Origin of the sequence: Serratia liquefaciens ATCC 27592 (genome assembly GCF_000422085.1) — a bacterium.
In the GTDB taxonomy this organism is placed as follows: Bacteria; Pseudomonadota; Gammaproteobacteria; order Enterobacterales; family Enterobacteriaceae; genus Serratia; species Serratia liquefaciens.
On sequence record NC_021741.1, the window covers coordinates 4,485,991 to 4,511,119 of the forward strand.

At 57.2% G+C, this 25,129-nt stretch carries 19 protein-coding genes; 6 read left to right on the top strand and 13 right to left on the bottom strand.

Translation table 11 applies throughout. The features are described 5' to 3' along the window. Nucleotides 1–69 precede the first annotated feature (69 nt). The 3 genes from M495_RS20920 to M495_RS20930 all read right to left on the bottom strand — a co-directional run bounded on the left by M495_RS20920 (nucleotide 70) and on the right by M495_RS20930 (nucleotide 5,948). Nucleotides 70–1,053, bottom strand: coding sequence for a substrate-binding domain-containing protein (locus M495_RS20920; protein ID WP_020828669.1), 984 nt, complete (start codon nucleotides 1,051–1,053; stop codon nucleotides 70–72). 163 nt (nucleotides 1,054–1,216) lie between these two features. Continuing rightward, nucleotides 1,217–2,638 carry a sugar porter family MFS transporter gene (locus M495_RS20925; RefSeq protein ID WP_020828670.1) on the bottom strand — a complete coding sequence of 474 codons (1,422 nt, stop codon included), beginning with the start codon at nucleotides 2,636–2,638 and terminating at the stop codon, nucleotides 1,217–1,219. A gap of 19 nt (nucleotides 2,639–2,657) precedes the next feature. Beyond that, nucleotides 2,658–5,948, bottom strand: a complete 3,291-nt coding sequence (locus M495_RS20930; RefSeq protein ID WP_020828671.1) for a DUF5107 domain-containing protein — start codon at nucleotides 5,946–5,948, stop codon at nucleotides 2,658–2,660. Nucleotides 5,949–6,055: 107 nt separating this feature from the next. Between M495_RS20930 and M495_RS20935 the strand changes: the two genes are divergently transcribed. Further along, nucleotides 6,056–7,258 carry an ROK family protein gene (locus M495_RS20935; protein ID WP_020828672.1) on the top strand — a complete coding sequence of 401 codons (1,203 nt, stop codon included), beginning with the start codon at nucleotides 6,056–6,058 and terminating at the stop codon, nucleotides 7,256–7,258. A 38-nt stretch (nucleotides 7,259–7,296) separates the two neighbouring features. Continuing rightward, nucleotides 7,297–7,902, top strand: coding sequence for a transglycosylase SLT domain-containing protein (locus tag M495_RS20940; protein ID WP_041414972.1), 606 nt, complete (start codon nucleotides 7,297–7,299; stop codon nucleotides 7,900–7,902). 63 nt (nucleotides 7,903–7,965) lie between these two features. Here M495_RS20940 and M495_RS20945 read toward each other — a convergent pair whose 3' ends face one another. Then, nucleotides 7,966–10,131 carry a YgiQ family radical SAM protein gene (locus M495_RS20945; protein WP_020828674.1) on the bottom strand — a complete coding sequence of 722 codons (2,166 nt, stop codon included), beginning with the start codon at nucleotides 10,129–10,131 and terminating at the stop codon, nucleotides 7,966–7,968. Nucleotides 10,132–10,313: 182 nt separating this feature from the next. On the opposite strand from M495_RS20945, the gene M495_RS20950 reads away from it, so the two are divergent. Next, nucleotides 10,314–11,201, top strand: coding sequence for a PfkB family carbohydrate kinase (locus M495_RS20950; protein ID WP_020828675.1), 888 nt, complete (start codon nucleotides 10,314–10,316; stop codon nucleotides 11,199–11,201). A gap of 38 nt (nucleotides 11,202–11,239) precedes the next feature. Here the strand turns inward: M495_RS20950 and M495_RS20955 are convergent, their stop codons facing one another. Together M495_RS20955 and xapA are read right to left on the bottom strand one after the other, a co-directional pair. Beyond that, nucleotides 11,240–12,499, bottom strand: coding sequence for a nucleoside permease (locus M495_RS20955; RefSeq protein ID WP_041415706.1), 1,260 nt, complete (start codon nucleotides 12,497–12,499; stop codon nucleotides 11,240–11,242). A gap of 81 nt (nucleotides 12,500–12,580) precedes the next feature. Beyond that, entirely contained in the window at nucleotides 12,581–13,402 is an 822-nt protein-coding gene (xapA, locus tag M495_RS20960) for a xanthosine phosphorylase (protein WP_020828677.1), read from the bottom strand. Nucleotides 13,403–13,553: 151 nt separating this feature from the next. Between xapA and M495_RS20965 the strand changes: the two genes are divergently transcribed. Beyond that, nucleotides 13,554–14,450 carry a LysR family transcriptional regulator gene (locus M495_RS20965; RefSeq protein WP_041415708.1) on the top strand — a complete coding sequence of 299 codons (897 nt, stop codon included), beginning with the start codon at nucleotides 13,554–13,556 and terminating at the stop codon, nucleotides 14,448–14,450. A gap of 17 nt (nucleotides 14,451–14,467) precedes the next feature. Here M495_RS20965 and ftsP read toward each other — a convergent pair whose 3' ends face one another. The 3 genes from ftsP to parC form a co-directional block, all read right to left on the bottom strand. Continuing rightward, complete coding sequence (gene ftsP, locus M495_RS20970) at nucleotides 14,468–15,883, bottom strand: cell division protein FtsP (RefSeq protein ID WP_020828679.1); 1,416 nt, start codon at nucleotides 15,881–15,883, stop codon at nucleotides 14,468–14,470. Nucleotides 15,884–16,015: 132 nt separating this feature from the next. Beyond that, entirely contained in the window at nucleotides 16,016–16,750 is a 735-nt protein-coding gene (locus M495_RS20975) for a 1-acylglycerol-3-phosphate O-acyltransferase (protein ID WP_020828680.1), read from the bottom strand. Between the two features lie 358 nt (nucleotides 16,751–17,108). Continuing rightward, nucleotides 17,109–19,382, bottom strand: a complete 2,274-nt coding sequence (gene parC, locus M495_RS20980; RefSeq protein ID WP_020828681.1) for a DNA topoisomerase IV subunit A — start codon at nucleotides 19,380–19,382, stop codon at nucleotides 17,109–17,111. A 315-nt stretch (nucleotides 19,383–19,697) separates the two neighbouring features. Between parC and M495_RS20985 the strand changes: the two genes are divergently transcribed. Beyond that, entirely contained in the window at nucleotides 19,698–20,279 is a 582-nt protein-coding gene (locus M495_RS20985) for an NAD(P)H-dependent oxidoreductase (protein ID WP_020828682.1), read from the top strand. A 159-nt stretch (nucleotides 20,280–20,438) separates the two neighbouring features. Next, nucleotides 20,439–20,747, top strand: coding sequence for a putative quinol monooxygenase (locus tag M495_RS20990; RefSeq protein ID WP_020828683.1), 309 nt, complete (start codon nucleotides 20,439–20,441; stop codon nucleotides 20,745–20,747). A gap of 27 nt (nucleotides 20,748–20,774) precedes the next feature. Here M495_RS20990 and M495_RS20995 read toward each other — a convergent pair whose 3' ends face one another. The 4 genes from M495_RS20995 to cpdA all read right to left on the bottom strand — a co-directional run bounded on the left by M495_RS20995 (nucleotide 20,775) and on the right by cpdA (nucleotide 25,106). Beyond that, nucleotides 20,775–21,671 (bottom strand): LysR substrate-binding domain-containing protein, encoded by an 897-nt coding sequence (locus M495_RS20995; RefSeq protein WP_020828684.1) that lies wholly within the window; start codon nucleotides 21,669–21,671, stop codon nucleotides 20,775–20,777. An 80-nt stretch (nucleotides 21,672–21,751) separates the two neighbouring features. Then, nucleotides 21,752–23,647 (bottom strand): DNA topoisomerase IV subunit B, encoded by a 1,896-nt coding sequence (parE, locus tag M495_RS21000; RefSeq protein ID WP_020828685.1) that lies wholly within the window; start codon nucleotides 23,645–23,647, stop codon nucleotides 21,752–21,754. A gap of 47 nt (nucleotides 23,648–23,694) precedes the next feature. Then, nucleotides 23,695–24,279, bottom strand: a complete 585-nt coding sequence (gene yqiA / locus M495_RS21005) for an esterase YqiA (RefSeq protein ID WP_020828686.1) — start codon at nucleotides 24,277–24,279, stop codon at nucleotides 23,695–23,697. Then, nucleotides 24,279–25,106 (bottom strand): 3',5'-cyclic-AMP phosphodiesterase, encoded by an 828-nt coding sequence (gene cpdA, locus M495_RS21010; protein WP_020828687.1) that lies wholly within the window; start codon nucleotides 25,104–25,106, stop codon nucleotides 24,279–24,281. Before cpdA ends, yqiA begins: the two co-directional genes overlap by 1 nt. Nucleotides 25,107–25,129: the final 23 nt, after the last annotated feature.

A 25,129-nucleotide genomic window follows, 5' to 3' on the forward strand; every position in this document is an offset into this window, starting at 1 on the left:
GAGTACGTGAGGATTCTGAGTACTGCCCAGGGCCAAACTGACAAATAAAATAGCCTAATGGAATAAGCTCTAAGGTAAGCCGTCTTTGTGAGTCACTAGCCAATCAGTAGCGCTCTGCGACGAGGCGTAGAGATCGATCGGCACCTGCACCACCTTTTGGCCGACCGGCCGCTGGTTGATGGCGTTCATCGCCTGAGTAAAGACCAACGCCCCCATTTTCTTGCCCGAGATATCCACCACCGCCTGCAGTACCTGACGGTTCACCAGTTCCTGTGCGATTTCAGTGGTCATGTCCGAGCCGAATACCACCGTTTGGCCGACCTTGTTCTGGTTGCGCACGGCTTTAACCGCCCCGAGCGTAGCGCCGCCGGATTCGCCGAAAATGGCATCGACTTTCCCGGAGGAAATCAGCAGTTTCTCGCCGACCGATATCGCCTTGTCCAGCACGGTGCCTTCCTGATTAGCGACGATTTTCATGCCCGGTACTTTCGCTTTTAACGCCTCTTCAAATCCTTTACGCCGTTGCACGCAAACTTCGAAGGCTTCGCAATTAATAACGGCGATTGCAGGCTCGGTTATTTTCTTTTCAATGAAGTAATCGGCGGCGGTATTACCCAGTTTTTTGCCAAACTCGTAGGGATCGCCGACCAAATAGGCATAAACATATTTATCTACGCCTTTCTCATTAATGCAGGTGTTGTAACAAATCACCGGAATACTCGCTTCGTTGGCACGCTTGATGGCCCGCACGCTGCCATTCACCGAAACGGCGGAAAGCACGATGGCATTCACGTCGCGCGCAATCATGGTATCGATAAACGAACTTTCTTTAGAAACATCCCCCTGCGCATTGGTTTCTATGATTTCAATTTTCCCTTTGTCCTTGGCGGCGCCGTCTTGCACGCCCCAGCGGACCCCGGCGTAATACCCCTGGGTATCGAGATAAATAGCGCCGATGGCGGTGTTGTCGTTTTTAGCCTGTGCGCCTGCACTGAAAATAATCAGGCCCCCGGTAATGGCTAACAGCACGTGTTTTATTTTTTTTAGCAACATCGTTATTCTCCAGTTAATGTTCATTAACCTCTTGCTGCCTATTTTTATTATCCCGCCTGAAGGCTTTACCGCTGTTCGCCCTCAGGCGGAGCACAGACTCATTACACTAAATGATCAAACTGATTACTTACCGCCACAGGATCACGCATTAAACTAAACAGGGTTAAGTAAACTTTTTCTCCCTGGCGCGATCCGTGCCTGCTGCACTGAGCTGTTCTTCCAGTGCTTCCAGAGTAATGCCTTTGGTTTCCGGCACTCTGGCGTAAATGAACCCCGCACCGGCCAGGCAAATGACGCCATACAACAGGAAACTGCCCGCTGCGCCCAATGCGGCATTCAGCAGCGGGAAGCTATAGGTCAGGACAAAACAGGCCACCCACAGCGCAAAGGTGCCGGCGGCCATGGCTGCTCCGCGAATGCGATTAGGGAAGATTTCAGACAGCAGTACCCAGGTAACGGGGGCAAGCGTGACGGCATAGATAGCGATGGCGACCAACACCAGTAACAGCACCGGCAGCCCCAGCAAACCATAGGCGTAAGCCGCCGCCATCAGCAGGTAGATCACCGTTAATCCACAGGCACCTATCAGCATCAGCCGGCGTCGGCCAATGCGATCCACCAGCGGTAAAGCCAGCAAGGTGAAGATCAGGTTGATCAGCCCGGTGGCGACGATCGACTTCAACGTATCGTTAATATCGAACCCTGCCGACGCGAAGATCTCCTGCGCATAGTTAAAGATCACGTTGATACCGCACCACTGCTGAAATATCGCCAGCACAATGCCTATCACCAACACCGGCCGTACATCGCTGCGCAGCAGCGCACTGAGCGGCACCTTGCCGCTGTCCTTGTCCAGCGTTTGACGGATCTCCTTTAGCGTTTGCTGCGCATAGCTTTCATTGCCGATGCGTCGCAAGACCTTCTGCGCCTGCTCGTGGCGGCCGACCTTCGCCAGCCAGCGCGGCGACTCCGGCACTGCCAGCATCAGCAGCAGGAAGGCCAGCGCCGGTACCAGTTCGGCACCAAACATATAACGCCAGCCAACCTGTCCGTTCCAGCTGGCCAACAACTCCGCCTGACCGGCATTGGCCGCCACCGGATCGGCGATCAGCAGGTTGATCAACTGCGCTGCCAATACCCCGATCACAATGGTCAATTGGTTCACTGCAACGAAGCGACCCCGCTGTGCCGCCGGGCTGATTTCGGCGATATACACCGGCGACAGCGCCGAAGCCAGGCCAATGCCGACCCCGCCGACAATGCGGTAAATGATAAAGGCGTCAAAACTGGTGGCCACTGCGGTGCCCCAGGCCGAGATCACGAAGGTCAAGGCGGCAATCGCCAGCGGCAGCTTGCGGCCAAAACGATCCGACAGCAGGCCCGAGATCACCGCGCCGAAAATACAGCCCACCAGCGCCGAACTCATCGCCCAGCCTGACTGGGCGGGATCGGTGATGCCAAAATAGGCCTCGTAGAAAGGCTTGGCCCCGCCTATGACCACCCAGTCGTAGCCGAATAACAGGCCACCGCAAGCGGCGACCAGGCAGATAGTCCAGACATAGGGCATGTTCAGTTTATTCGTCACATTGGTCCCCTTTTGGGCATCAGTTGGCTAAAGTCTCGGCCAGCACGGTGAATAAACGCGCTTTGTCATGCGCAGGATTTATCGCCAGCAGCTCGCTTAACGTTTGCTGCGCTGCGGCTAACTGCCCTAACCCCAGTTGCGCCAAAGCCGTCACCAGCAGGCAGTGCTGTTGATGCGCCTGTTGCAGGTCATTGTCCAACGCCATCAAATCCGGCAGCGAAACGGCAAAGAAATCGGCGCCAGGCGACACTGCAGACTGCTGGCTTGCCCATTGCTGCATTTGGGTGAACTGCTGTTCGGCCTGTGCCGACTGCCCCAGTTGCTTGAGCGCCATGCCGCGATAGAACAAATAATCCACCGGTTGGTCGTTGTAGTAGCGGCTTTCAGCCAGTTCGCCGTGCCCCGCGCAGGCCTGTTGCCAGTAGGTGGCCGCTGCCTCGAGTTGGCCTTGCCGGGCAGCACAGATACCCAGCCAATAGTAGATATCGTTGTCGCTTTGCCCGGCCAGACGCCCTTCCCCCAGATTTTGCGGATAGTGCAACGCCGACTGCAGCAAATGCTGCGCCTGCTGTGGCGCTCCCTGTTGCAGTGCCTGGAATGCCAACCGTTGCAGATTGATCAGATACTGGCCGGTGACTTTGCCTTCACCACCTTCCCACGGGTGAAACTCACGCTGCTGCAGGATCCGTTGCGCGTCACTCAACCGATCGCACTGGTTGTAAAGGCTCAGCAATTCGGCGGTAAGGTCGTCACGCCGGGCCACTACCGGCAAATGTTGCTCCAACATCGCCAGCCGCTGAGCAGGTGCAGTACCGAGGCGTTTGTTCAGTTGATCCAGTTCAAACAGCAGCCGAGCGTCATCAGGTTGCAGAGCAAAGGCCTGCTGCAGATGCGCCAGCGCCACGTCATGCTGCTGGAGTTTATTGAAGGCGTAGATCCCCAGATTGCGCCAGGCGTCGGCAAACGTCGGCTCCCGCTCCACGCATTGCTGCCACAGCGCTACCGCCTGCGAGTAGTTGCGCTTGCTGTAATGGAAACAAGCCAACAGATACTGTGCAAAAACGCACTCCTGCAGTTGGCTTAGCATCTGCACTTCATTCAGGGTATTGGGGAAGCGCACCTGGTGGCCGAAGCCGTCGCGCGCCTGCGCCAACAGCTGCCGATATTCCCGGTCACTTACCGCGCCTTTGCGCAGGCTGGCCAACATATAGCGCGGCAAGGTTTCCTGGCTGTCCAACAGCGTCAGTAACTCAATCGCCTGCTCTTTGGCTCCCCATTCACAGAGTTGACCGGCAATGTTTAGCGCATTGATCCCACGGCAACCGGTCACCGACCGCAGCCGTTGTAAATCGGCCTCGGCGTGAGTTTGCGCATAGCGCAGGAAATACAGGCTGTAATGCAGCGGACGGGCGACAAGCTGGTCATCGATATAGTCCAGGCTCTGTGCCCCTTTCCCCAGGCGTTGCAACAGCAGCGCTTTCAGGGCGATCAGCGGATAATGGCTGGCGTTAACACTCAGGCTGCTTTCACAAAACGCCAGCGCCTGCTGATACTCCCCGCGCCGCGCCGCGACCCGCGCCAGACCATAGAAACCGCCCGGTTTACCGTTACCGCTCCAGATGGCGCGGTAGAAATCCTCGTAGGCCGCGTCGTCGTTACCCAATTGTTCCTGAGCGCAGGCACGAATCAGGCTGGCTAACCCGCACTGTGGGTTGCGGTTAAGGTTATGGGCTCGTGTCAGCGCGTCATCCGCGTAGGCAATCGCACGTTGGAAATTGGCACGGTTATATTCGAGCGTGGCCAGAGCCAAATTGCAGCGATAATCAAGAGGATCCAGCGTCAGACCCCGCTGGTAGTAATCGAACGCCGAACGGCTGGCATGGTGGTACTGCTCCAGATGCTGGCCGATAAACCAGGCTTCATCGGCGCTGACGATCTGTTCTGCCGCCAGTGGCGCTTTGGCGGGCTGCGGTAATTCGGTGCTTTCGCTCGCCTGATGCTGGCGATAGCTGAGTACGCTGCGGCCCTGGGCGTCCTGCAATTCAATCGTCAGGCGACCGGAGAAATCGCCGGTCATGGTCTCCAGCAGCGCCGCACCGGGGGTGAGATCAACGCGGCGGTCGAGCAGCAACTGCTGGTCGCTATCGCTGCGGATCACCAACCGGTGCTGCGCCAGCAGCGCGACCGCATACAACCCCCACACCAGTTGTCGCCCGTCGCTTTCCAGTTTTAGCGCGGCACGGGTGTTGGCATTCTGCACCATGCCCAACGTGTTGTAGGGCAGGAAATTCTGCACAAAGCATTTTTCTTCGTAGGCGTCGAGCCAGGTGAAATCCGGTTGGTTATCGGTGTAAACCCCGGTCATCAGCTCAATGTAAGGGCCGTTATTGTCGGTCAGATTGCGATCCCAGGCCTGGCCAAATTCGCCGTGGCCCCAGCTCCACTGTTTCTTGCCGGGCGACACATGGCGATCGGCGATGTGCAAGAGTCCGCCCTGCTCATCGTGGCTGTAAGCGCCTACAAAGTCATAGTCCGACTTATGCGCCATGTAAGACGTCGGTACCGGGATATTCTTGTAGCGCGAAATATCCACACCGGCTGAATAATCCACCTTGTAGTAGGTGCCGGTGGCAATAGGGAACGAAGAGACATCGCGCTTGCCATGGTCAAAAACGGCGGTCACATCCGGCGGGAATACGCTCTGGTGATCGTCTCCACCTTTCACCGCCGGGTTGGCCCACCACAGGAAATGGCGCGGCGTCGGGTTAGGGTTAAAGATCTTGGCGCTGATTTCAATCAGCGCGCGGTCAGGATACAGCGTGAAACCGGCCATCACCTGCAGCCCGCGCATCGGCTCTACCTCCCCCAGCCAGACGGTCTGCGCCCCGTTATCGTGCTGTTGAATCTGGCAGTCCACCGGCATATAGGTGGTCGGACGGTGGTGTTGCGGCCAGTTGAACTCGATCCCCCCGGAGATCCACGGCCCCAATAACCCCACCAGCGCCGGTTTCACTACCTCGTTGTGATAGACAAAATCGCGCTGCTGCACTTTATCGTAAGCCCGATGAATACGCCCGCCCAGTTCCGGCAACAGCATCACGCGCAGGTAGTCGTTTTCCAAATATACCGCCTGATAGCGACGCAGAGATTTTTCACCGCTCAGGGTGTCAATAACGCCATAGGGATAAACCGCGCCGGACGATCCCTGATAGACGCGGTTTTCCAGGAACATCGGGTGCGAATCCTGCTCGCCCGTGCCGTAAGTGGGTAATTCAACCTGCTCTTGCCAAACCTTGACTGTCCCGTGCATGTTTTCCTCGCTAAAAATACTGAAGGTTGCTTTTCAGGCAGTCTAAATGACAGAATCGGCTACTTTACGCGCTACCATCACGCAATACAGTAAACGGGGTTTAATGAATGGCATTGCAAGGGTTGAATAACCAACGGGTGCGCAATTTTAATAAACGGGTGCTGTGCGCGTTGCTGTATCGGGAAAAGGTGGCCAGTAAATCGACGCTGGCGCGGCTTTCACAGCTGTCTATTCCTGCCGTCGGCAAAATTCTCGATGAGCTGCAGGAAGAACGCCGGGTTGAACACGACCAGCAGAATTTGCACCGCCGCGGTCTGGGCGGCGGCAGTTACCGCATCGCTGCCTCTGAGCAACGGATCCTGTGCCTGAACGTGTCGCCCTATCTGATTGAAAGCATCGTGGTAGATGGCCTGATCACGCCGTGCAGCGCCTTCACGCCGCAACCGATCGTTGCCACCACGCCACAGGCGATGCTGCAGGAAATGGTGCAGATCTATCACCTGCACAGCCGACAACAGGGGATGCCGCTGAAAATAGCGCTGTCGATCCACGGCCAGGTAAACCCGCTCACCGGGGTGTCGCAGCGCATGCCACAGGCCCCCTGGGAAGGCCCGGTGGAGATAAAATACCTGCTGGAAGAGCGCCTGAAGACCGAGGTCCTGCTGGATAACGACTGCGTGATGCTGGGGCTGGCAGAAAAGTGGCAAAATAACGCTAACGCGCAGGACTTCTGCGTGATTAACGTCGATTACGGCATCGGCTCGTCGTTCGTGATCAACCAGCAGATTTACCGGGGCAGCCTGTTCGGCAGCGGCCAGATTGGCCACACCATCGTCGATCCCGATGGTGGCCTGTGCTCCTGCGGCCGTTACGGCTGTCTGGAAACCATCGCATCACTGTCGGCACTGAAGAAAAAAGCGCGCATTCAGCTAAAAGTCACCCCCAGAGCGCAACACGAAGGCGAAAGGCTTAAAACCCCCACCACCGCCGAGCTGATCGCCCGTTATCATCAAGGGGACCCCGCGTTGCAGGTGTTGGTGCAACGCGCCGCCCAAGCGATTGGCCTGAGCCTGTATAACTTCCTTAACATCTTAAATATTAACCGTATTTATCTTTATGGCCGCAGCTGTGGCTTCGGTCAGGCCTGGCTGGAGACCATCATCAGCCAGACCGGGTTCAACCCCTTCGATCGTCACGATCAGATCCAGACTCAGGCCACGCATATCGGCTTTGGCCAACTCACGCGCGCGCAGCAGGTGATGGGAATTGGCTATCTGTATGTCGAACAGGCACTGACGGAGATGCTATGATGCCGACTTTTATCCCAGCAAAAACAATACGGAGCACCATGAAACCCACCCTACGACACTGGTCGCGCGCAGGCGTGATATGCCTGATGCTGATCCTGGCCGGTTGTTCCAGCAAAAAACCGCGTACCAGTTATGATGCTCATGCCTTTGACGACGCGATTGAGGATGCTGCGGATAAATACGATGTCGATCAAAAACTGATCGCCGCGATGATCAAGGTCGAGTCCGGTTTTAACCCGGCGGCAATCAGCCGCTCCAATGCTATCGGGTTGATGCAGTTGAAAGCCGACACCGCCGGCTGTGACGCCTATCGCTACAAAGGGAAACGTGGCTGTCCGGACGACGACGATCTGCTGGATCCGGATACCAATATCGACCTCGGCGCAGCCTATCTGGCCGTATTGCAAAAACAGCAGCTTAAAGGCATCGACGATCCTGTCACGCTGCGTTATGCCACCATCATCGCCTACGTCAACGGCACCGGTGCGCTGCTGCGGACCTTCTCCAGCAACCGCCAGCAAGCCATTTCGATGATTAACAATCTGTCACCGGAAGCCTTTAACTGGCACGTGCGCAAGTATCATCCCGCCCCGCAGGCGCCGCGCCACTTGATGAAGGTAGAAGCGGCCTACGAGCAGCTCTGATTTTCAAAAGCAAAAAAGGAGAACCCGAGGGTTCTCCTTTTCGTTTAAGCCAGTGCCGAGCCGTTATGGCTTGCCGTTACGAATCGGCTTGCGCGGCGGCTTATTGGACGGCGTACGCTGACGGGTGATGTCGGTGTGCTTGGTCAGCGCCGGGCGGGTATGACGCTGCAAGCGCTTGGCTTCGCGCTGTTCGTCAATGCTCGGAGCCGGCACCAGACACTCGCGACGGCTGCCGATCAGGTGCTTCATGCCCATTTCTTCCAGGGCGGTGCGGATCATCGCCCAGTTGGCCGGGTCGTGGTAACGCAACAGCGCCTTGTGCAGGCGACGCTGACGATCGCCTTTCGGTATCACCACATCTTCACTCTTATAACCCACTCTGCTCAACGGGTTCTTGCCGCTGTAATACATGGTGGTGGAGTTTGCCATCGGTGACGGATAGAAGTTCTGCACCTGATCGAGACGGAAACGGTTTTTCTTCAGCCACAGCGCCAGATTCACCATATCCTCATCGCGGGTGCCCGGATGCGAGGAGATGAAATACGGGATCAGATACTGCTCTTTGCCCGCCAGCTTGGAGTAATGGTCAAACAGCTGTTTAAACCGGTCGTAGCTGCCCATGCCCGGCTTCATCATTTTCGACAGCGGGCCTTCTTCGGTGTGTTCCGGCGCAATCTTCAGGTAGCCGCCAACGTGGTGGGTAGCCAGCTCTTTGATATAGCGCGGATCTTCCACCGCCAGATCGTAACGCACACCAGAGGCGATCAGGATCTTCTTGATGCCTTCCAGCGAGCGCGCACGGCGATACAGCTTGATGGTCGGTTCGTGGTTGGTGTCCATGTAGGTGCAGATTTCCGGGTACACGCACGAGGCGCGGCGGCAGGTCTGCTCAGCGCGCGGGTTGGTACAGCGCAGCATGTACATGTTGGCGGTCGGGCCGCCCAAATCGGAGATCACACCGGTAAAGCCCGGTACTTTGTCACGAATTTCTTCGATCTCGCGAATAATGGAGTCTTCCGAACGGCTCTGGATGATGCGCCCTTCGTGCTCGGTGATCGAACAGAATGAACAGCCGCCATAGCAACCGCGCATGATGTTGACCGAGAAGCGGATCATGTCATAGGCAGGAATGGTTTCCTTGCCGTAGGACGGGTGCGGAATACGCTGGTACGGCAGGGCAAACACGCTGTCCATTTCCGGCGTGGTCAGCGGGATCGCCGGTGGGTTGATCCACACGTAACGGTCGCCGTGCGACTGCATCAGCGCACGGGCACAGCCAGGGTTGGTTTCATGGTGCAGAATGCGCGAAGTGTGCGCATACAGAACCTTGTCGGCCTTCACCTTTTCAAATGACGGCAGCAACACGTAGGTTTTTTCCCACGGCTTGGGCTTGGCGGCGCGCACGGTAACCGGTTTGGCCTCCGGCTCCGGTTTACCACCGTCGGCGCACGGCAGATCGTCGCCGTAAGGGTTCGGGATAGGCTCAATGCGGCCCGGCTTGTCCAGACGGGTAGAATCCACCCCGGTCCAGCCCGGCAACGCGCCCTTGCGCATCACCGCGGTGTTACGGATGTCGTGGATCTCACTGATTTTCTCGCCCGCAGCCAGGCGGTGCGCCACTTCCACCAGCGGACGCTCGCCGTTGCCGTAAATCAGCATGTCAGCTTTGGAGTCCACCAACACCGAACGGCGTACGGTATCAGACCAGTAATCGTAGTGAGCGATACGACGCAGGCTGGCTTCGATGCCGCCCAGCACGATCGGCACGTCTTTATAGGCTTCTTTGCAACGTTGACTGTAAACCAGCGTCGCGCGATCCGGACGTTTGCCGCCCACGTTGCCGGCGGTATAGGCATCATCGTGACGCAGTTTGCGATCGGCGGTATAACGGTTGATCATCGAGTCCATGTTGCCGGCGGTGATGCCGAAGAACAGGTTCGGTTTGCCCAAGCGCATGAAATCTTCTTTATTGCTCCAGTCCGGCTGCGCAATGATGCCGACGCGGAAGCCCTGCGCTTCCAACATGCGGCCGATGATCGCCATACCAAAACTCGGGTGGTCGACATAGGCGTCACCACTGATAATGATCACATCGCAGCTATCCCAGCCCAGTTGATCCATCTCTTCGCGCGACATCGGTAAAAATGGCGCGGTGCCATAACATTCGGCCCAATAAGGCTTATAGGAAAACAATTCACGATCGGGTTGGATCAGGCTGGTAGTGCTCATTCTGGTGCTCTTTCACAGGTTAATTAATCGCCGGGCGGCGATTATACGCACTAGTGACAAAAAGAGCATGGTTATTTCACGCCTTCACCACAGCATCTCGGGCTTCCCTCTCGACTCCACGCGCCTGCGCGGTCATCATAGCGCATTCTGTTCGGCCCACCGGCCGACAGCGGAGGAGATCAATGAGTGAGTTTTTAGCAGTAAAACCGATTCTGGCCCTGGGTAGCGCGATCGTTGAGGTGACGCTGACGCAGGAGCAAAAAATAGGTGGCTGCGCGTTTAATGTTGCGCGGGCGCTGAAGCGCCTGCAGGTCCCGGTGCTCAACGGTATGCCGGTCGGCAATGGGGTATGGGGCGCGGCGATTGAAGCCGAGATGGAAAGTTTAGGCCTGCAGGTACTGCTGCGCCATGGCCAAATGGACAACGGCCGCCGTCTGACACAGATGCAACCCAACGGCGAGTCGCTGTCGGTGATCGAGCCCGGCTGCGAAACCCAGTGGAATAAAGCCCAGTTGGGCACGCTGCCCCTGAGCGAAGACACGCTGATTTACATCAGCGGCGAGCAGTTGGCCGGAGAAAGCGGCGAGGCGGTACGTGAATGGTTAACACGCTTGCCGTTTGACCAGTGGCGGCTGATTGATCCCGGACCGGGCATCGCTCAATTGGATGAAGATTTCTTTGCCATGCTCAGCGACAGCCACACCCTGCTGACGCTGAACCGTAATGAAGTGGTCACGCTCTGCGGCGCAGGCGATGCGCTCACTCTGGCCCAGCAGTTTGCCACCGCGCATAATATCACGCTGATCTGTCGGTTGGATTGCGATGGCGTCTGGATTTGCCGTGGCGACACCCCGCCGCTCCAGATAGCGGCCTATCCGGTGAACGTCGTCGATACTCTGGGTGCGGGCGACGCCCACTGTGCCGGCCTGCTGGCCGGGCTCTCCGCCGGTTGGCCATTGCCGCAAGCGGTCGATCTGGCTAACCGCGTGGCCGCCTGCGTGGTAGCAACCCAAGGTGCAAGCGACGGGCCAGACTGGCAACAGCTACAACAGCGTTTCCCCGACGTTTGATGCCAAATGGGCGCGGTTTGCGCGCCCATCTCCTTTTTCTAATGCGCTCGCTCTACCGGCCCGACATATTCTTCCGGCCGGTGCTGATAGTTGAAGGTCAGCGCAAAAATGATCCCCAGCACCAACGTATACAGCGCGAAGATCAACCAGATGCTCTGCCAATCTTTGACGCCGTCGTGGGTGAAGAAATCCACCACTTCGCCGCTGGCTATCGCCCCCAGATACGCGCCGATACCGTTGACCATGGTCATGAATAACCCCTGCGCACTGGCGCGGATGCGGCTATCGGCCTCTTTCTCAACGAAGATGGCCCCGGAGATATTAAAGAAATCAAAGGCACAGCCGTAAACGATCATCGACAGCAGCAACAGCACAAAGCCGAAACCAACCGGGGTGCCATAGGCCAGGAACAGGAAGCGCAGCGTCCAGGCCGCCATGCTGATCAGCATCACCTGTTTGATACCGTATCGACGCAGGAAGAACGGAATGGTGAGGATAAAGAACACCTCGGAGATTTGTGACAACGACAACAGCACCGCCGGGTATCGGACGCTTATGCTGTCCTGATACAGCGGGTTGCTCGCGAAATCATGCAGGAAGGGATTGCCGAAGGTGTTGGTGATCTGGAGTGCCGCGCCCAACAGCATGGCAAACAGGAAAAACAGCGCCATACGCCGCTGGCGAAACAGCACCAACGCGTCCAGCCCCAGCACGCTGAACCAGCTTTTCGATTTTTCGACTTTGCTGGTCGGGCAATTCGGCAGCGTCAGAGAATAGCAGGCCAGCAACAGTGACACGGCAGAAGCCAGATACAGCTGCATATTGCTCAGCTCAATTCGGCTAAAGCCGATTAGCCACATCGCCACAATAAAGCCCAGGGTGCCGTATACCCGCACCGGGGGGAAATCTTTCACCGTGTCGTAACCGTGCTTTTCCAGGCAGAAATAGGCAATGGCGTTGGAAAGCGAAATGGTCGGCATATACACCATGGCGTTGAACAGCATGACCCAGAACATCACCATCGGCTGCTCAACCTGGGCGGCGCAATACAGCGCAAGAGCACCGAACAGATGACACAGCGCGTACAGGTAATTGGCCCTGATCCAGCGGTCGGCAAGAATGCCCGCCAGCCCCGGCATAATCAGCGCCGCGACGCCTTTGGCGCTGTACACCATGCCCACCTGCAACCCGCTGAAATGCAGGGTATTAATCATGTAAGACCCCAGCGTAACCAGCCAGGCACCCCAAATAAAAAACTGCAGAAAAACCATTATCTTCAGTCGCGTTTTTATTGCCATCACCATCACCTTATTATTTTGATTAAAACGATGATTCACGCGGCCAGGCCCCAGCACCTCGCCGCGGGGGAATTTGCAGCGTTACCGCGTTTTGAAGAACTCACGGATCAGGCGCATAAAGTCTTCTGCCGCCAGGGCCGCGCAGCTCAGCGTTTGCTCGTGGGACAGTGGCGTATCGGACAGCCCTTCGGCGTAGTTGGTCATCGCCGAAACCACCAGCACTTTCAGCCCGCAATGGCGCGCAGAGAGCACTTCCGGCACGATGGACATGCCGACCACATCGCACCCCAGCGTTTGCATCATGCGAATTTCAGCCGGGGTTTCGAAGTTGGGCCCGGTGTAAGCGGCAAACACCCCTTCCGCCAGCGGAATACCCACGCGCTGGGCCACCTGCGTCAGTTGAGCACGCAAATCGCGATCGTAGGCATTGGCCAGGCTGAAAAAGCGCGGACCAAAACGCTCATCGTTATCGCCAACCAACGGCGACTCGGGCATAAAGTTGATGTGATCGGTGAGGGCCACCAGGCTGCCCGGCGGCACCGACTGGCGCAACGAACCGGCGGCGTTGGTCGCCAGCAGGAATTCGCAGCCCAACAGTTTGAAGGTACGTACGGCAGTGGTCATCACCTGCATACCGCGCCCTTCATAGTAATGACCGCGCCCTTTCATGCACACGACAGGAACACCTTCCAGCCAGCCGGCAACCAACTGGCCGGCATGCCCCACCACGCTGCTGACCGGGAAACCCGGCAGTTCGGCGTAGTCGATGGTCAGGGTGTCGGTCATCACCTCCGCCAATGCCCCCAAGCCGGAGCCCAGAATCAAAGCCGCTCGCGGTTGGAAGCCCGGCAGGCGGGCGCGGATAGTTTCAGCACAGGAAAAAGCATCTTCTTGATTAAACATAGTATTCTCTTCTGTGGAAGGGTGAAATAATCCCCATAGTAGAGAGCGATGCGCACCGGCGACCAATACATTATTGGCGGCTGATTTATTCCATTCACCTATAAATTGCTCGCATCAGGAGGCCATCATCAACCTAAAGCAGCCACAGCAACTGCCGGATCCCAGCCGGATTAACTTCCGCCTACTGCACTATTTTCGCGTGGTGGCGGAAGAGATGAACTTCACCCAAGCCGCACTACGGCTGAACATCTCCCAACCCCCGCTCAGCAAACACATTAAAGAGCTGGAGAGCCAACTGGGCGTAGAGCTGTTCAAACGCACCACCCGCTCGATGGCGCTGACGCTGGCGGGCCGAACCTTGTTTCACAACGTCGAGATGCTATTGGATCAGGCGGGTAATGCACTCAATCAGGTGCAGCAATTGGGGCGTGGCGAAGCGGGCCATATGGTGATTGGCATGGTCGGCACATCGGTGTGGGGTGGGCTGATACCGGCGCTGAAGCGCTTTACCGAACAAACGGCCAACGTCACCTGGGCGTTGAACGAACTGACACCCGGCCAGCAAATAACGGCGCTGCAAAAACGTCATATTGATATCGGCGTGTGGCGAGAAGCCAGGGAACAGATATTACCGGGACTGGCATGCCAACTGCTGGCACGGGAGAACATTGCGCTGGTGCTACCGCTCGATCACCCGCTGGCACAGGCGGAAAGCCTGCCGCTGGCGGCGCTGCGGCATGAAAAATTCATCGTGCTGCCGCCTCATGAGGCCAGTCTGGGGCTATATCTGCACAACCTGTGTTTGCAGCAGGGGTTCAAACCGGATATCGCCTATCAGGTCAACGAACCGCAAACCCTGATGGCGCTGGTGGCCGAAGGCTATGGCATCACGCTGTTGCCGGACAGCTACGGCCGCATTCCGTGGCCCGGCGTGCGTTTTTGCCCGCTGCAGCAGGCACCGTCAGCGGATTTGTACGCCATTTACCATGCCGACAGCGCGACGCCGGTGGTGCAGGCCTTTCTGGCGATGTTGGGTTCGGCAGCTTAGCGCCGTACTCAGCGAATTTACAGCGCCGGCTGCACCATAAACTGACCGGCGCTGCCGCGATCTGCCATTTCCAGCGTCTGGCTGTAGTAGAGGAACGGGAAATGTTCTGAGGTGGACTGATTGAAGTAAACCAACAGCTCAACGTCTCCGTCGATCCACACCGTGTCTTTCCAACCGCGATCTTCTGCCATTGGCTGCGCACCGTTAACGCGCTTGACCAGGAACTGTACGCCCTGAATATGGAACGCCTGCGGGGTATCCGCATGGATATTCCAGCGCTCCCAGCTTCCCTGCTGAGTTTGCACATCGATGCGATTCATGTCCCAGATCGCCCCGTTGATCCCGGCCTGGCTGTCGCCCAAACGGAATTCGCGGGTGCGGCTGACGCTGCCGTCCAACAGTTGATCGGCCAACAAGCGCATCGGCAGGTTATCGGTCACCAACGGCAACAGCCCGGTCGGTTTCAGCGTCAGCACCTGGGTAGAGACCAGGATGCTCGAAGGTTCAAACAAGCCGCGCAGGCGATCCATAATGCCTGCCGCTTCGCCGGCGGTGATCGTCACCTCATCGCCTTTTGACATGTCGATCAGCACTTCACGGCGTTCGCCCGGTGCCAGCGAAAGCTGCTGTACCGCGACCGGCGCAGGCAAAAAGCCCTGATCGCTGGCGATCACGTTGAGCGGTCGGCCGTCACTCAGTTGCAGCATATAGCGACGCGAGTTGGAAGCATTAAGCAGGCGCAGGCGCACCCAGCCGCGGGAGACTTCGATATAAGGATTTTGTACGCCGTTAACCAACAGCGTATCGCCGACAAAGCCCCCCTGCGACGGCGGGTCATATTCCGGCGTGCCAAAGTTATCGAGGCGCTTGTCCTGAATGATTAGCGGGAAGTCATCTACGCCATAGTGATTCGGCAAAGGCAGCGATTTGCTGACCTCGTCTTCGACCAGCCACAGCCCGGTCAAGCCATTGTAAACATGCGGCGCCATGCGGTTAGGGGTGCTGGCGTGATACCAGCAGGTGGCCGCATTCTGGCGGATCGGCAGCACTGGCGACCAGTCAACGTTGGGAGACATCATGCGCGGCGCGCCACCCATCAACGTACCCGGCACTTGCAGACCGCTGATGGTCATCGCCACCGGCTCCGGCAGGCGGTTGCTGTAAATCAGCTTTACGTCATCACCGTTGTAAACCCGCACCGTCGGCCCAAGGTACATGCCGTTGATGCCCCACACCGACGCCTTGCGGTTATCCATAAATGCCCAGTGGGCACGCTGTAAGGTTAAAAACAGCGGTTGCCCACGGCGGGATTCCAGCAACGGGGGAACAGGTAACGGGGTCTGCGTTCCGCTCGCCTCAGCCCTCAGCGGCACGGCTCCCGCGCACAGCGCCAAGCCCGATGCCTGAATAAACTGACGTCGACTGAGTGACATATTTTCTCCATGAAAAGCAATGACTAAACCGTGTGCAAAGACCGGGCCCCTGTTAATCAGATTAGCAGGAGCCCCGGCGTTAACGGCATTTGGCGCCGTTTAAAAGTTCATTCTTTGAAGCCGGTAGGAATATTATTTTCCGGCGGCATTGCGCTGGGCGACTTCCGCATCCAGCTCGGCGATTTTCGCCAGCATCAGCTCATGGCAATGGGCCGCCAGCTCACGCACATTTTCTCTACCGTAGCCGCTGATATCGACCGGCTCCAACATTTCGACGATCGCATGACCATTATTCCAACGGTTAAGATTAATTTTACCGCTGGTGGTGGAAACGCAGATGGGCACAATCGGCACCCCGGCGGCGATTGCCGCATGGAATGCGCCGGTTTTAAACGGCATCAGCCCGCGCCCGCGGCTGCGGGTGCCTTCAGGAAACATCCAGATCGAAATGTCGCGTTTTTTAAACTGTTCGGCGACCTGTGCAATGGTGCCGTGCGCTTTGGCGCGGTTATCACGGTCAATCAGCAGGTTACCGGTCAGCCAATACAGTGGACCAAAGAACGGCACCCACAGCAGGCTCTTTTTACCCACGGTCACGGTACGCGGCTGCACCGCTTTGGCGGCGGTCACCATATCGTAGTTATTCTGGTGGTTGGCGATATAAATGCAGTTGCCATTTTTGGCCGCATCGGCCGGTACGCGGACTTCCACCTTCAAACCGAATAACCCGGAAAGGCGGCCAAACAGGTGACCGAAGGTCGCCACATGGCGAGGATCGCGGGGGCTGAACAAACAGTAAATAGAACCGAAGATGCACACCAAAATACAATACAGAGTGGCAAGAATGGCACGCAAAATTAATAACATAACAACCTCATTAGCACACTGCCGACACAGCCTGAAACGCTGCGCAGGTCCCTTTTTCACTTCATACTTGAAGCTGCATCTGTGTTGGCTGCGTCCGCGCACCCCAGTCACTTAGTTTACTAAGCTCCCAGGGATTTACGGCCTTGCCGCCTTGATGCAACTCCAATTATTTTGGGTAAACTCATTCTTTGATTGCAGGGGCTGAAAACCTGCCCTGCATTTTTTTGCTATTTTCCCGCCAGCCGGCGATACGCACAATAATTTTATGCAGAGAAATGTTAACTATTTGAAAATAATTGCCGGTTGCGTGAAAAAAAGCGGGCGCAATATGCTGCGCCCGCTTGTTATTCCCTCAGGGTTACTCTTCGCTGTCGCCCGTCGGCGCTCGTGCAGGCGCGTCGATCTCCACGCGATCGATACGCTGCAGGCCACGTGGCAGTGAGGTGCCTTTACGGCCCCGCTCCGCACGGAACTTCTGCAAATCTTCCGGACGCAGCGTCAGCTTGCGTTTACCCACATGCAGCGTCACGGAGGTCTGCGGCGGCAACACGAACAGCCATGTCAGCTTGTCTTCACCGGAGGCGGCCTGCGCCGACGGGATAGAGACAATCTTGTTACCCTTGCCCTTCGACAACTGAGGCAGATCGGCAACCGGGAACAGCAGCATGCGACCGGCTGCGGTGATCGACAGCAGCATATCGTCGTCGCCGTGGATCTCCATCGGCGCCAGCGCTTTGGCGTTGTCCGGCAGAGTAATCATCGCCTTGCCGGCACGGTTGCGTGCCACCAAATCGTTGAAGGTACAAACGAAGCCGTAGCCGGCGTCGGAAGCCATCAGCAGTTTTTGGTCGTCCGCCGCCATCAGCACCTGCTCAATGGTGGCGCCCGGCGGTGGCGTCAGCTTACCGGTCAGCGGCTCGCCCTGCCCGCGTGCCGAAGGCAGCGTCAGCGGATCAAGCGCGTAGCTGCGTCCGGTGGAGTCGATAAACACCACCGGCTGGTTGGTTTTGCCGCGCGCCGCGCTGCGGAAGCTATCGCCCGCCTTGTAGCTCAGGCCGCTTGGGTCGATATCGTGGCCCTTGGCGCTGCGCACCCAGCCCATTTCAGACAGCACAATGGTCACCGGCTCAGAAGGCACGAAGTCGTGCTCACTCATCGCCTTGGCTTCCGAACGCTCGGTAATCGGCGAGCGGCGATCGTCGCCGTAGGCCAATGCATCGGCCTGGATCTCTTTCTTGATCAGAGTGTTCAGCTTGCGCTCGGAGGCCAGCAGCGCCTGCAGTTGATCGCGCTCTTTGGCCAGTTCGTCCTGCTCACCGCGGATCTTGAACTCTTCCAGCTTCGCCAAATGGCGAAGTTTCAGTTCGAGGATGGCTTCGGCCTGAGTGTCTGAAATACCAAAACGCGCCATCAGCACCGGCTTGGGTTCGTCCTCAGTACGGATGATGTTGATCACTTCATCGATATTGAGGAACGCCACCAGCAAACCTTCGAGGATGTGCAGGCGTTTCAGGACTTTTTCCAGGCGGTAATTTAGGCGACGGCGTACCGTATCGCGACGGAACGCCAGCCACTCGGTCAGGATTTCTACCAGCCCCTTGACCTGCGGGCGGTTGTCCAGACCGATCATGTTCATGTTGATGCGGTAGCTGCGTTCCAGATCGGTGGTCGCAAACAGGTGGTTCATCACCTGTTCCAAATCGATACGGTTGGAACGTGGCACGATCACCAGCCGCGTTGGGTTCTCGTGATCGGATTCATCACGCAGATCTTCAACCATCGGCAGCTTTTTGGCGCGCATCTGGCTGGCAATCTGCTCCAGCACCTTGGCGCCGGAAACCTGGTGCGGCAAGGCGGTAATCACCGCGCTGCCGTCTTCTTTCTTCCAAACGGCGCGCATACGCACTGAACCGCGGCCATTTTGATAGATTTTGCGAATTTCGTCGCGCGGCGTGATGATCTCGGCTTCGGTCGGGAAGTCCGGCCCCTGCACGAACTCGAGCAGGTCTTCAAGCGAAGCGCCCGGCCGCTCGAGCAGCTCCACCGCAGCGGCAGCCACTTCACGCACGTTGTGCGGAGGGATATCGGTCGCCATGCCCACGGCAATGCCGGTGGTGCCGTTCAGCAGAATGTTGGGCAGACGTGCCGGCAACATCTTCGGTTCTTGCATAGTGCCGTCAAAGTTCGGCACCCAGTCAACGGTGCCCTGACCCAGCTCGGCCAGCAACACTTCCGCATATTTGGACAGGCGCGATTCGGTATAACGCATCGCGGCGAAGGATTTCGGATCGTCCGGCGCACCCCAGTTCCCCTGGCCGTCTACCAGCGGATAGCGATAAGAGAATGGCTGCGCCATCAATACCATAGCTTCATAACAGGCGCTGTCGCCGTGCGGATGGTATTTACCCAGCACATCACCGACGGTACGGGCGGATTTTTTGAATTTGGCGCTGTTGCTCAGCCCCAGTTCCGACATGGCGTAGATGATGCGGCGTTGTACCGGCTTCAAACCGTCACCGATGTACGGCAACGCCCGATCCATGATGACGTACATGGAATAGTTCAGATAGGCGTTTTCAGTGAATGTGTGCAGCGGTAAACGCTCTACACCGTCATGAGTCAGATCACTCATTACTCAATTATCCTCAGACCGTGGCTTGGCAATCCCTGGACGACAAAGGGTTGATTCTGCCTGCGATAGTAACCCATCAGCAGGGTAGCTGTCACAGATGGCGCAGCAATCATCCGGCGAAGCCGGTGTATCAGGCAGTTTTGTGCAAAATAGCGCTATGCGGTGGCGCATTTATTGACTCACAGTCAACACTGTTGTGCGCTGGATCGCATTTTTACTTGTATTGCTAACGATTACACTGTTTCTCAGCGAAATGTTTCCCGCCCCCGGCGCGGAGAACATCACACATTCTAATTCTGACAGGAGCCGTGAATAATGAGCAATATCCTGATTATCAATGCTAAAAAGCAGTTTGGCCATTCCAACGGCGAACTCAATCAAACCCTGAGCGACGTGGCGGAAAGCTTCCTGCGCGATGTACCGCACCAGGTGCAGGTCACCGTCGTCGACGACGGTTACGACATCGAAGCCGAAGTGCAAAAATACCTGTGGGCCGACGTGGTGATTTATCAAATGCCGGGCTGGTGGATGGGCGAGCCGTGGATCCTGAAAAAATACATCGATGAAGTGTTCACCGCCGGGCACGGCAGCCTGTACGCCAGTGACGGTCGTACCCGCTCAGACGCCGGCAAGAAGTACGGCTCCGGCGGCCTGATCCAGGGCAAGAAATACATGCTGAGCCTGACCTGGAACGCCCCGCTGGAAGCCTTTACCGACCCGGATCAGTTCTTCCATGGCGTCGGCGTCGACGGCGTGTATCTGCATTTCCATAAGGCCAATCAGTTCCTGGGAATGGAAGCGCTGCCGACCTTTATCTGTAATGATGTGATTAAACAACCGGATATCGATAGCGACATCGCACGTTATCGCGCGCATCTGACCGAAATTTTTGCTTAACTGATAGGTTATTCCCGAGATAATCCAAGTTGCATCAAGGCGGCAACCAAACGCATCCGTGGGAGCGTACAAGTGGTACGTGACCGGGGTAAGTACGGACAGCCAACAAAGAGGCGGCTTGAAATATGATGGGAATACACGTCAACCAATGAGGTAATGATGATCACCGTAATTGCAGAAATCAAAACCAAGCCGGGCCACCGTGAAACGGTTCTGAAGGCGATTGAGAAGCTGGTGCCGCTGGTACTGGCAGAGGATGGCTGTAGCGAATACACGCCGATGATCGACAGCCACACCCAGGCGCCATGGCAGAAGCTGTCGCCGGACTCGGTGTTTATGCTGGAGAAATGGGCCAGTCAGGCGCATCTGGAAAAGCATCTGGATATCGCTCACATGCACCGTCATCGTGACACCATCAAAGACAGCGTGCTGGGCGTGACCATTCACGTGCTGGGCAACGCCCTGTAAGACCGGCTGGGAACAGCCAGTCGTTTTCTACAGCGTCTGCGCATCAATATGCGCACTGACGTAGTCCAGAAAACAGGTAATACGCGCCGCCAACTGGGTATTGCGGTAATACACCGCATTAATCGGTTGGCGCACATCCAGCGTTTCCTGTTCCAGCAAGGGTATCAGTCGCCCCGCACGCTGATCGTCTCGCGTCATAAAATCCGCCAATTGCACTATCCCTTCCCCCCGTAACGCCAACTGACGCAGGGTTTCACCGCTGGAAGCCGAAATTGTCGGGGTAATGGCAAAATGCTGCGCCTGCTGATAGCGCAACGGCCACAGGTTGAGCGACTCAGGCTGGGTGAACCCGAGCAGGCAGTGCTCGCGCAGCGCTTCCACGCTGCCCGGCGTACCATAACGCGCGAGATATTCCGGGCTGGCAAGAATACGCAAGCGGCTGGAGCCCAACAGACGTGCATGAATGGTCGAGTCCCGCAGCGCGCCAATGCGAATGGCAATGTCGGTGCGCTTTTCCAGCAGATCGATGATCAGGTTATCGGTATTCAGTTCCAGCTCAATCTGCGGATAGCTTTGCCGGAAACCGCCTACCAGCGGCACGATCACATGTTCCATAAACGGAGCGGCAGCGTTGACCCGCAGTTTCCCGGCAGGGATCAACCTGCGCAGCGCCATTTGCTCTTCGGCGTTTTCCACCGAGTGGATAATCTCACGCGCGTGACTGAGAAAATTCTGGCCTTCTTCGGTCAGCTCCAGTCGACGCGTGGTGCGGCGCATCAGGGTCGTATCGAGTTTTTTTTCCAACCGGCTGAGTGCGCGGCTGATGCCGGAGGTGGTCTGACCGAGCTGTTCGGCTGCGGCAGTGATGGAGCCGCTGTCAACGACGGTGGTAAAGGCCAGTAACTCTTCGAGGGTGATTTTCATGCATGCCGCCCAGAGTGGTCGGGTGCCGCACGCAGCGCCCCTGCGGAAAGAAGGCCCGGCAGAGAAGCCGGGCCTGACAGTCAGACAGAAAGCTCGGCCATATCGCCTTTGTCCTGCAGCCAGTTACGGCGGTCTTCTGAACGCTTCTTGGCCAGCAGCATGTCCATCATCGCCAGCGTCTGATCCACATCGTCGTCACTCACCGTCAATTGCACCAGACGGCGGGTATTCGGATCGAGCGTGGTTTCACGCAGCTGCAATGGGTTCATCTCGCCCAGCCCTTTAAAGCGCTGAACGTTCGGCTTGCCCTTTTTGCGCTTCAACTGCTCCAGCACGCCGGCTTTCTCTTCTTCGTCCAGCGCGTAGTACACCTCTTTGCCCAGATCGATACGGTACAGAGGCGGCATCGCCACATACACGTGGCCGCCCTTCACCAGCGAACGGAAATGACGCACGAACAGCGCGCACAGCAGCGTGGCGATGTGCAAACCGTCGGAGTCCGCATCCGCCAGGATACAGATTTTACCGTAACGCAGTTGGCTAAGGTCTTCGCTGTCCGGGTCAATGCCGATCGCCACGGAAATGTCGTGCACTTCCTGCGAGGCCAGCACTTCGTCCGAAGACACTTCCCAGGTATTGAGGATTTTGCCTTTCAGCGGCATGATCGCCTGATATTCGCGATCGCGCGCCTGCTTGGCTGAACCGCCCGCCGAGTCCCCTTCTACCAGGAACAGTTCGGTCATGTTCAGATCCTGCGACGTACAGTCGGCCAGTTTGCCCGGCAATGCCGGCCCGCTGGTCAGCTTCTTGCGCACCACTTTTTTGGCGGCACGCAAGCGACGCTGGGCGCTGGAAATCGCCAACTCGGCCAGCTGTTCCGCCGCCTGAACGTTCTGGTTCAGCCACAGGCTGAAGGCGTCTTTCACAACGCCGGAAACGAAGGCCGCGCACTGGCGCGACGACAAACGTTCTTTGGTCTGGCCGGCGAACTGCGGATCCTGCATCTTGACCGACAGCACATAGGCGCAGCGGTCCCAGATATCTTCGGCGGACAGCTTAACGCCGCGCGGCAGAATATTGCGGAATTCGCAGAACTCACGCATCGCGTCCAGCAGGCCCTGACGCAGGCCGTTGACGTGGGTACCGCCCTGCATGGTCGGGATCAGGTTGACGTAACTTTCGGTCAGCAGCTCACCGCCTTCCGGCAGCCACAGCAACGCCCAGTCCACCGCTTCGGTATCACCGGAGAAGTTACCGACAAAGGCCGCTTCCGGCAGGGTGATCAAGCCGTTGACCGCTTCCATCAGGTAATCGGTCAGGCCGTCCTGATAGCACCAACGTTGCTCGGTATTGTTCAGCTTGTCGATGAAGTAAATTTCAACGCCGGGGCACAGCACCGCTTTGGCCTTCAACAGGTGGCTGAGGCGCGATACCGAGAAACGCGGGCTGTCGAAGAACTGCTCGTCAGGCCAGAAGTGGATACTGGTGCCGGTATTGCGCTTGCCGCAGCTGCCGGTCACCGCCAATTCCTGCACCTTGTCGCCGTTTTCGAAGGCAATGCTGTAGACGTTACCGTCACGCTTGACGTTGACTTCCACCCGTTTCGACAGGGCGTTAACCACCGAGATCCCCACGCCGTGCAGACCGCCGGAGAACTGGTAGTTTTTATTGGAGAATTTACCGCCGGCGTGCAGACGACACATGATCAACTCAACCGCAGGTACGCCTTCTTCAGGGTGGATATCCACCGGCATGCCGCGGCCGTCGTCGATCACTTCCAGTGACTGATCGGCGTGCAAAATCACGTCGATGCGCTTGGCGTGACCGGCCAAAGCTTCATCGACACTGTTATCTATCACCTCTTGGCCGAGGTGATTGGGGCGCGTCGTGTCGGTATACATGCCGGGACGACGGCGCACTGGTTCTAGACCGCTGAGTACTTCAATGGCATCAGCGTTATAGCTGGATTGAGTCATCGTTGATTATTTTTTCGTGGTTAAAGGAAGGTGCCGGAACCGTCTGCTCAGACAGCGTTGAGCCCTAAAAAATCCACAATCTGGGGGAAGTAGTGCTCGAAACCGACGAAAGCGTGGTTTCCACCCGATTCCACCGTCTGACGGCACGCAGTGTAATAGGCCACCGCTTGCCCATAATCGAGAATTTCATCGCCCGTTTGTTGCAGCAACCAGATTAAATCCGGTGACTCCAAGGGATCGATCTGCATCGTTTTCAGATCGTAAACGTGTCGTGACTCTAACACATATTGCTGGCCGGTGTAGGGGTTCTCGTTTTCGCCAAGGTAGTCAATCAGCAGCTCAAACGGCTTCACGGCAGGGTTAACCACTACCGCTGGCAGTGAAAAACACTGCGAAAGCCAGGTCGCGTAGTAGCCACCCAGCGAGGAACCAACCAGGCCCATCGTCTGCCCGGCACGCTCCATCACCAGATTCTCGATCATTTCGGCGGCTTCAGCCGGAAAAACCGGCAGCTGTGGCACCAACATTTCGATATGCGGATGATGCTCGGCCAGCCACGCCTTGAAGGACGTCGCTTTGGCCGAGTACGGCGAACTGTTAAAACCGTGCAGATAGAGCAGCGTAGAAGGCATCAGTACCCATCCGAATCCATGTCGGGGCGGAAGTCGTCGTTTTCCAATCGGAAAACCTGCGTCTCGATACGGCCGTCCGGCAGCAAGTCAAGATAGCGCCAGCCGGGCGAAACATCGTCGATGGTAAAATTGGTACAGTGCGGTTTGAACTGCACGCAGGTAGACGGCGACGCCAGCAGACGACGCCCCTGCCACTCCAGATCCAGCTCCTGGTGAATATGCCCGCACAGCAGCGTGTTCACTTTCGGGTAGCGCAGCAGCACCGCACCCAGCATGTGTGGGTTGCGCAGGCTGTGCTGATCGAGCCAGGTGCAGCCGGAAGGCAGCGGATGATGGTGCAGCAGCATCAGGGTATAGCGCTCGGGATAGGCCTGCAGGCAGCGCTCCATCCACTCAAGCTGGTACTCGCTCAGTTCGCCGTGCGGCACGCCGAAAACCTGACTGTCCAGCAGCAACACCTGCCAGTGGTCGCCCACCAGCACCTGCTTTGACGGGGCGATACCGGCGGCGGCCAATGCGTCGACCATCGCCGGCTGAAAGTCATGGTTACCCGGCAACCAGACGCAAGGCGCCGGCAGACGGGCAATACCTTCGGCAAAATGCCGGTAGGCAGCCAATGAATGATCCTGGGCCAAATCACCGGTGGCGACGACCAAATCAAAATCACGCTGCTGCGCCAAAATGGCGTCCAACACCGCGTGATAGCTGCGATAGGTATTGATGCCCAGCAAAGTCTCATTTTCGCCGGCAAAAAGGTGGGTATCTGTTATTTGCAGAATCCTGACCCTGGCCCCACTTGCCACGGTCGGTTTAAACAGGCTTTCCAAATGGTGTCCTTTGTTATCTCAGT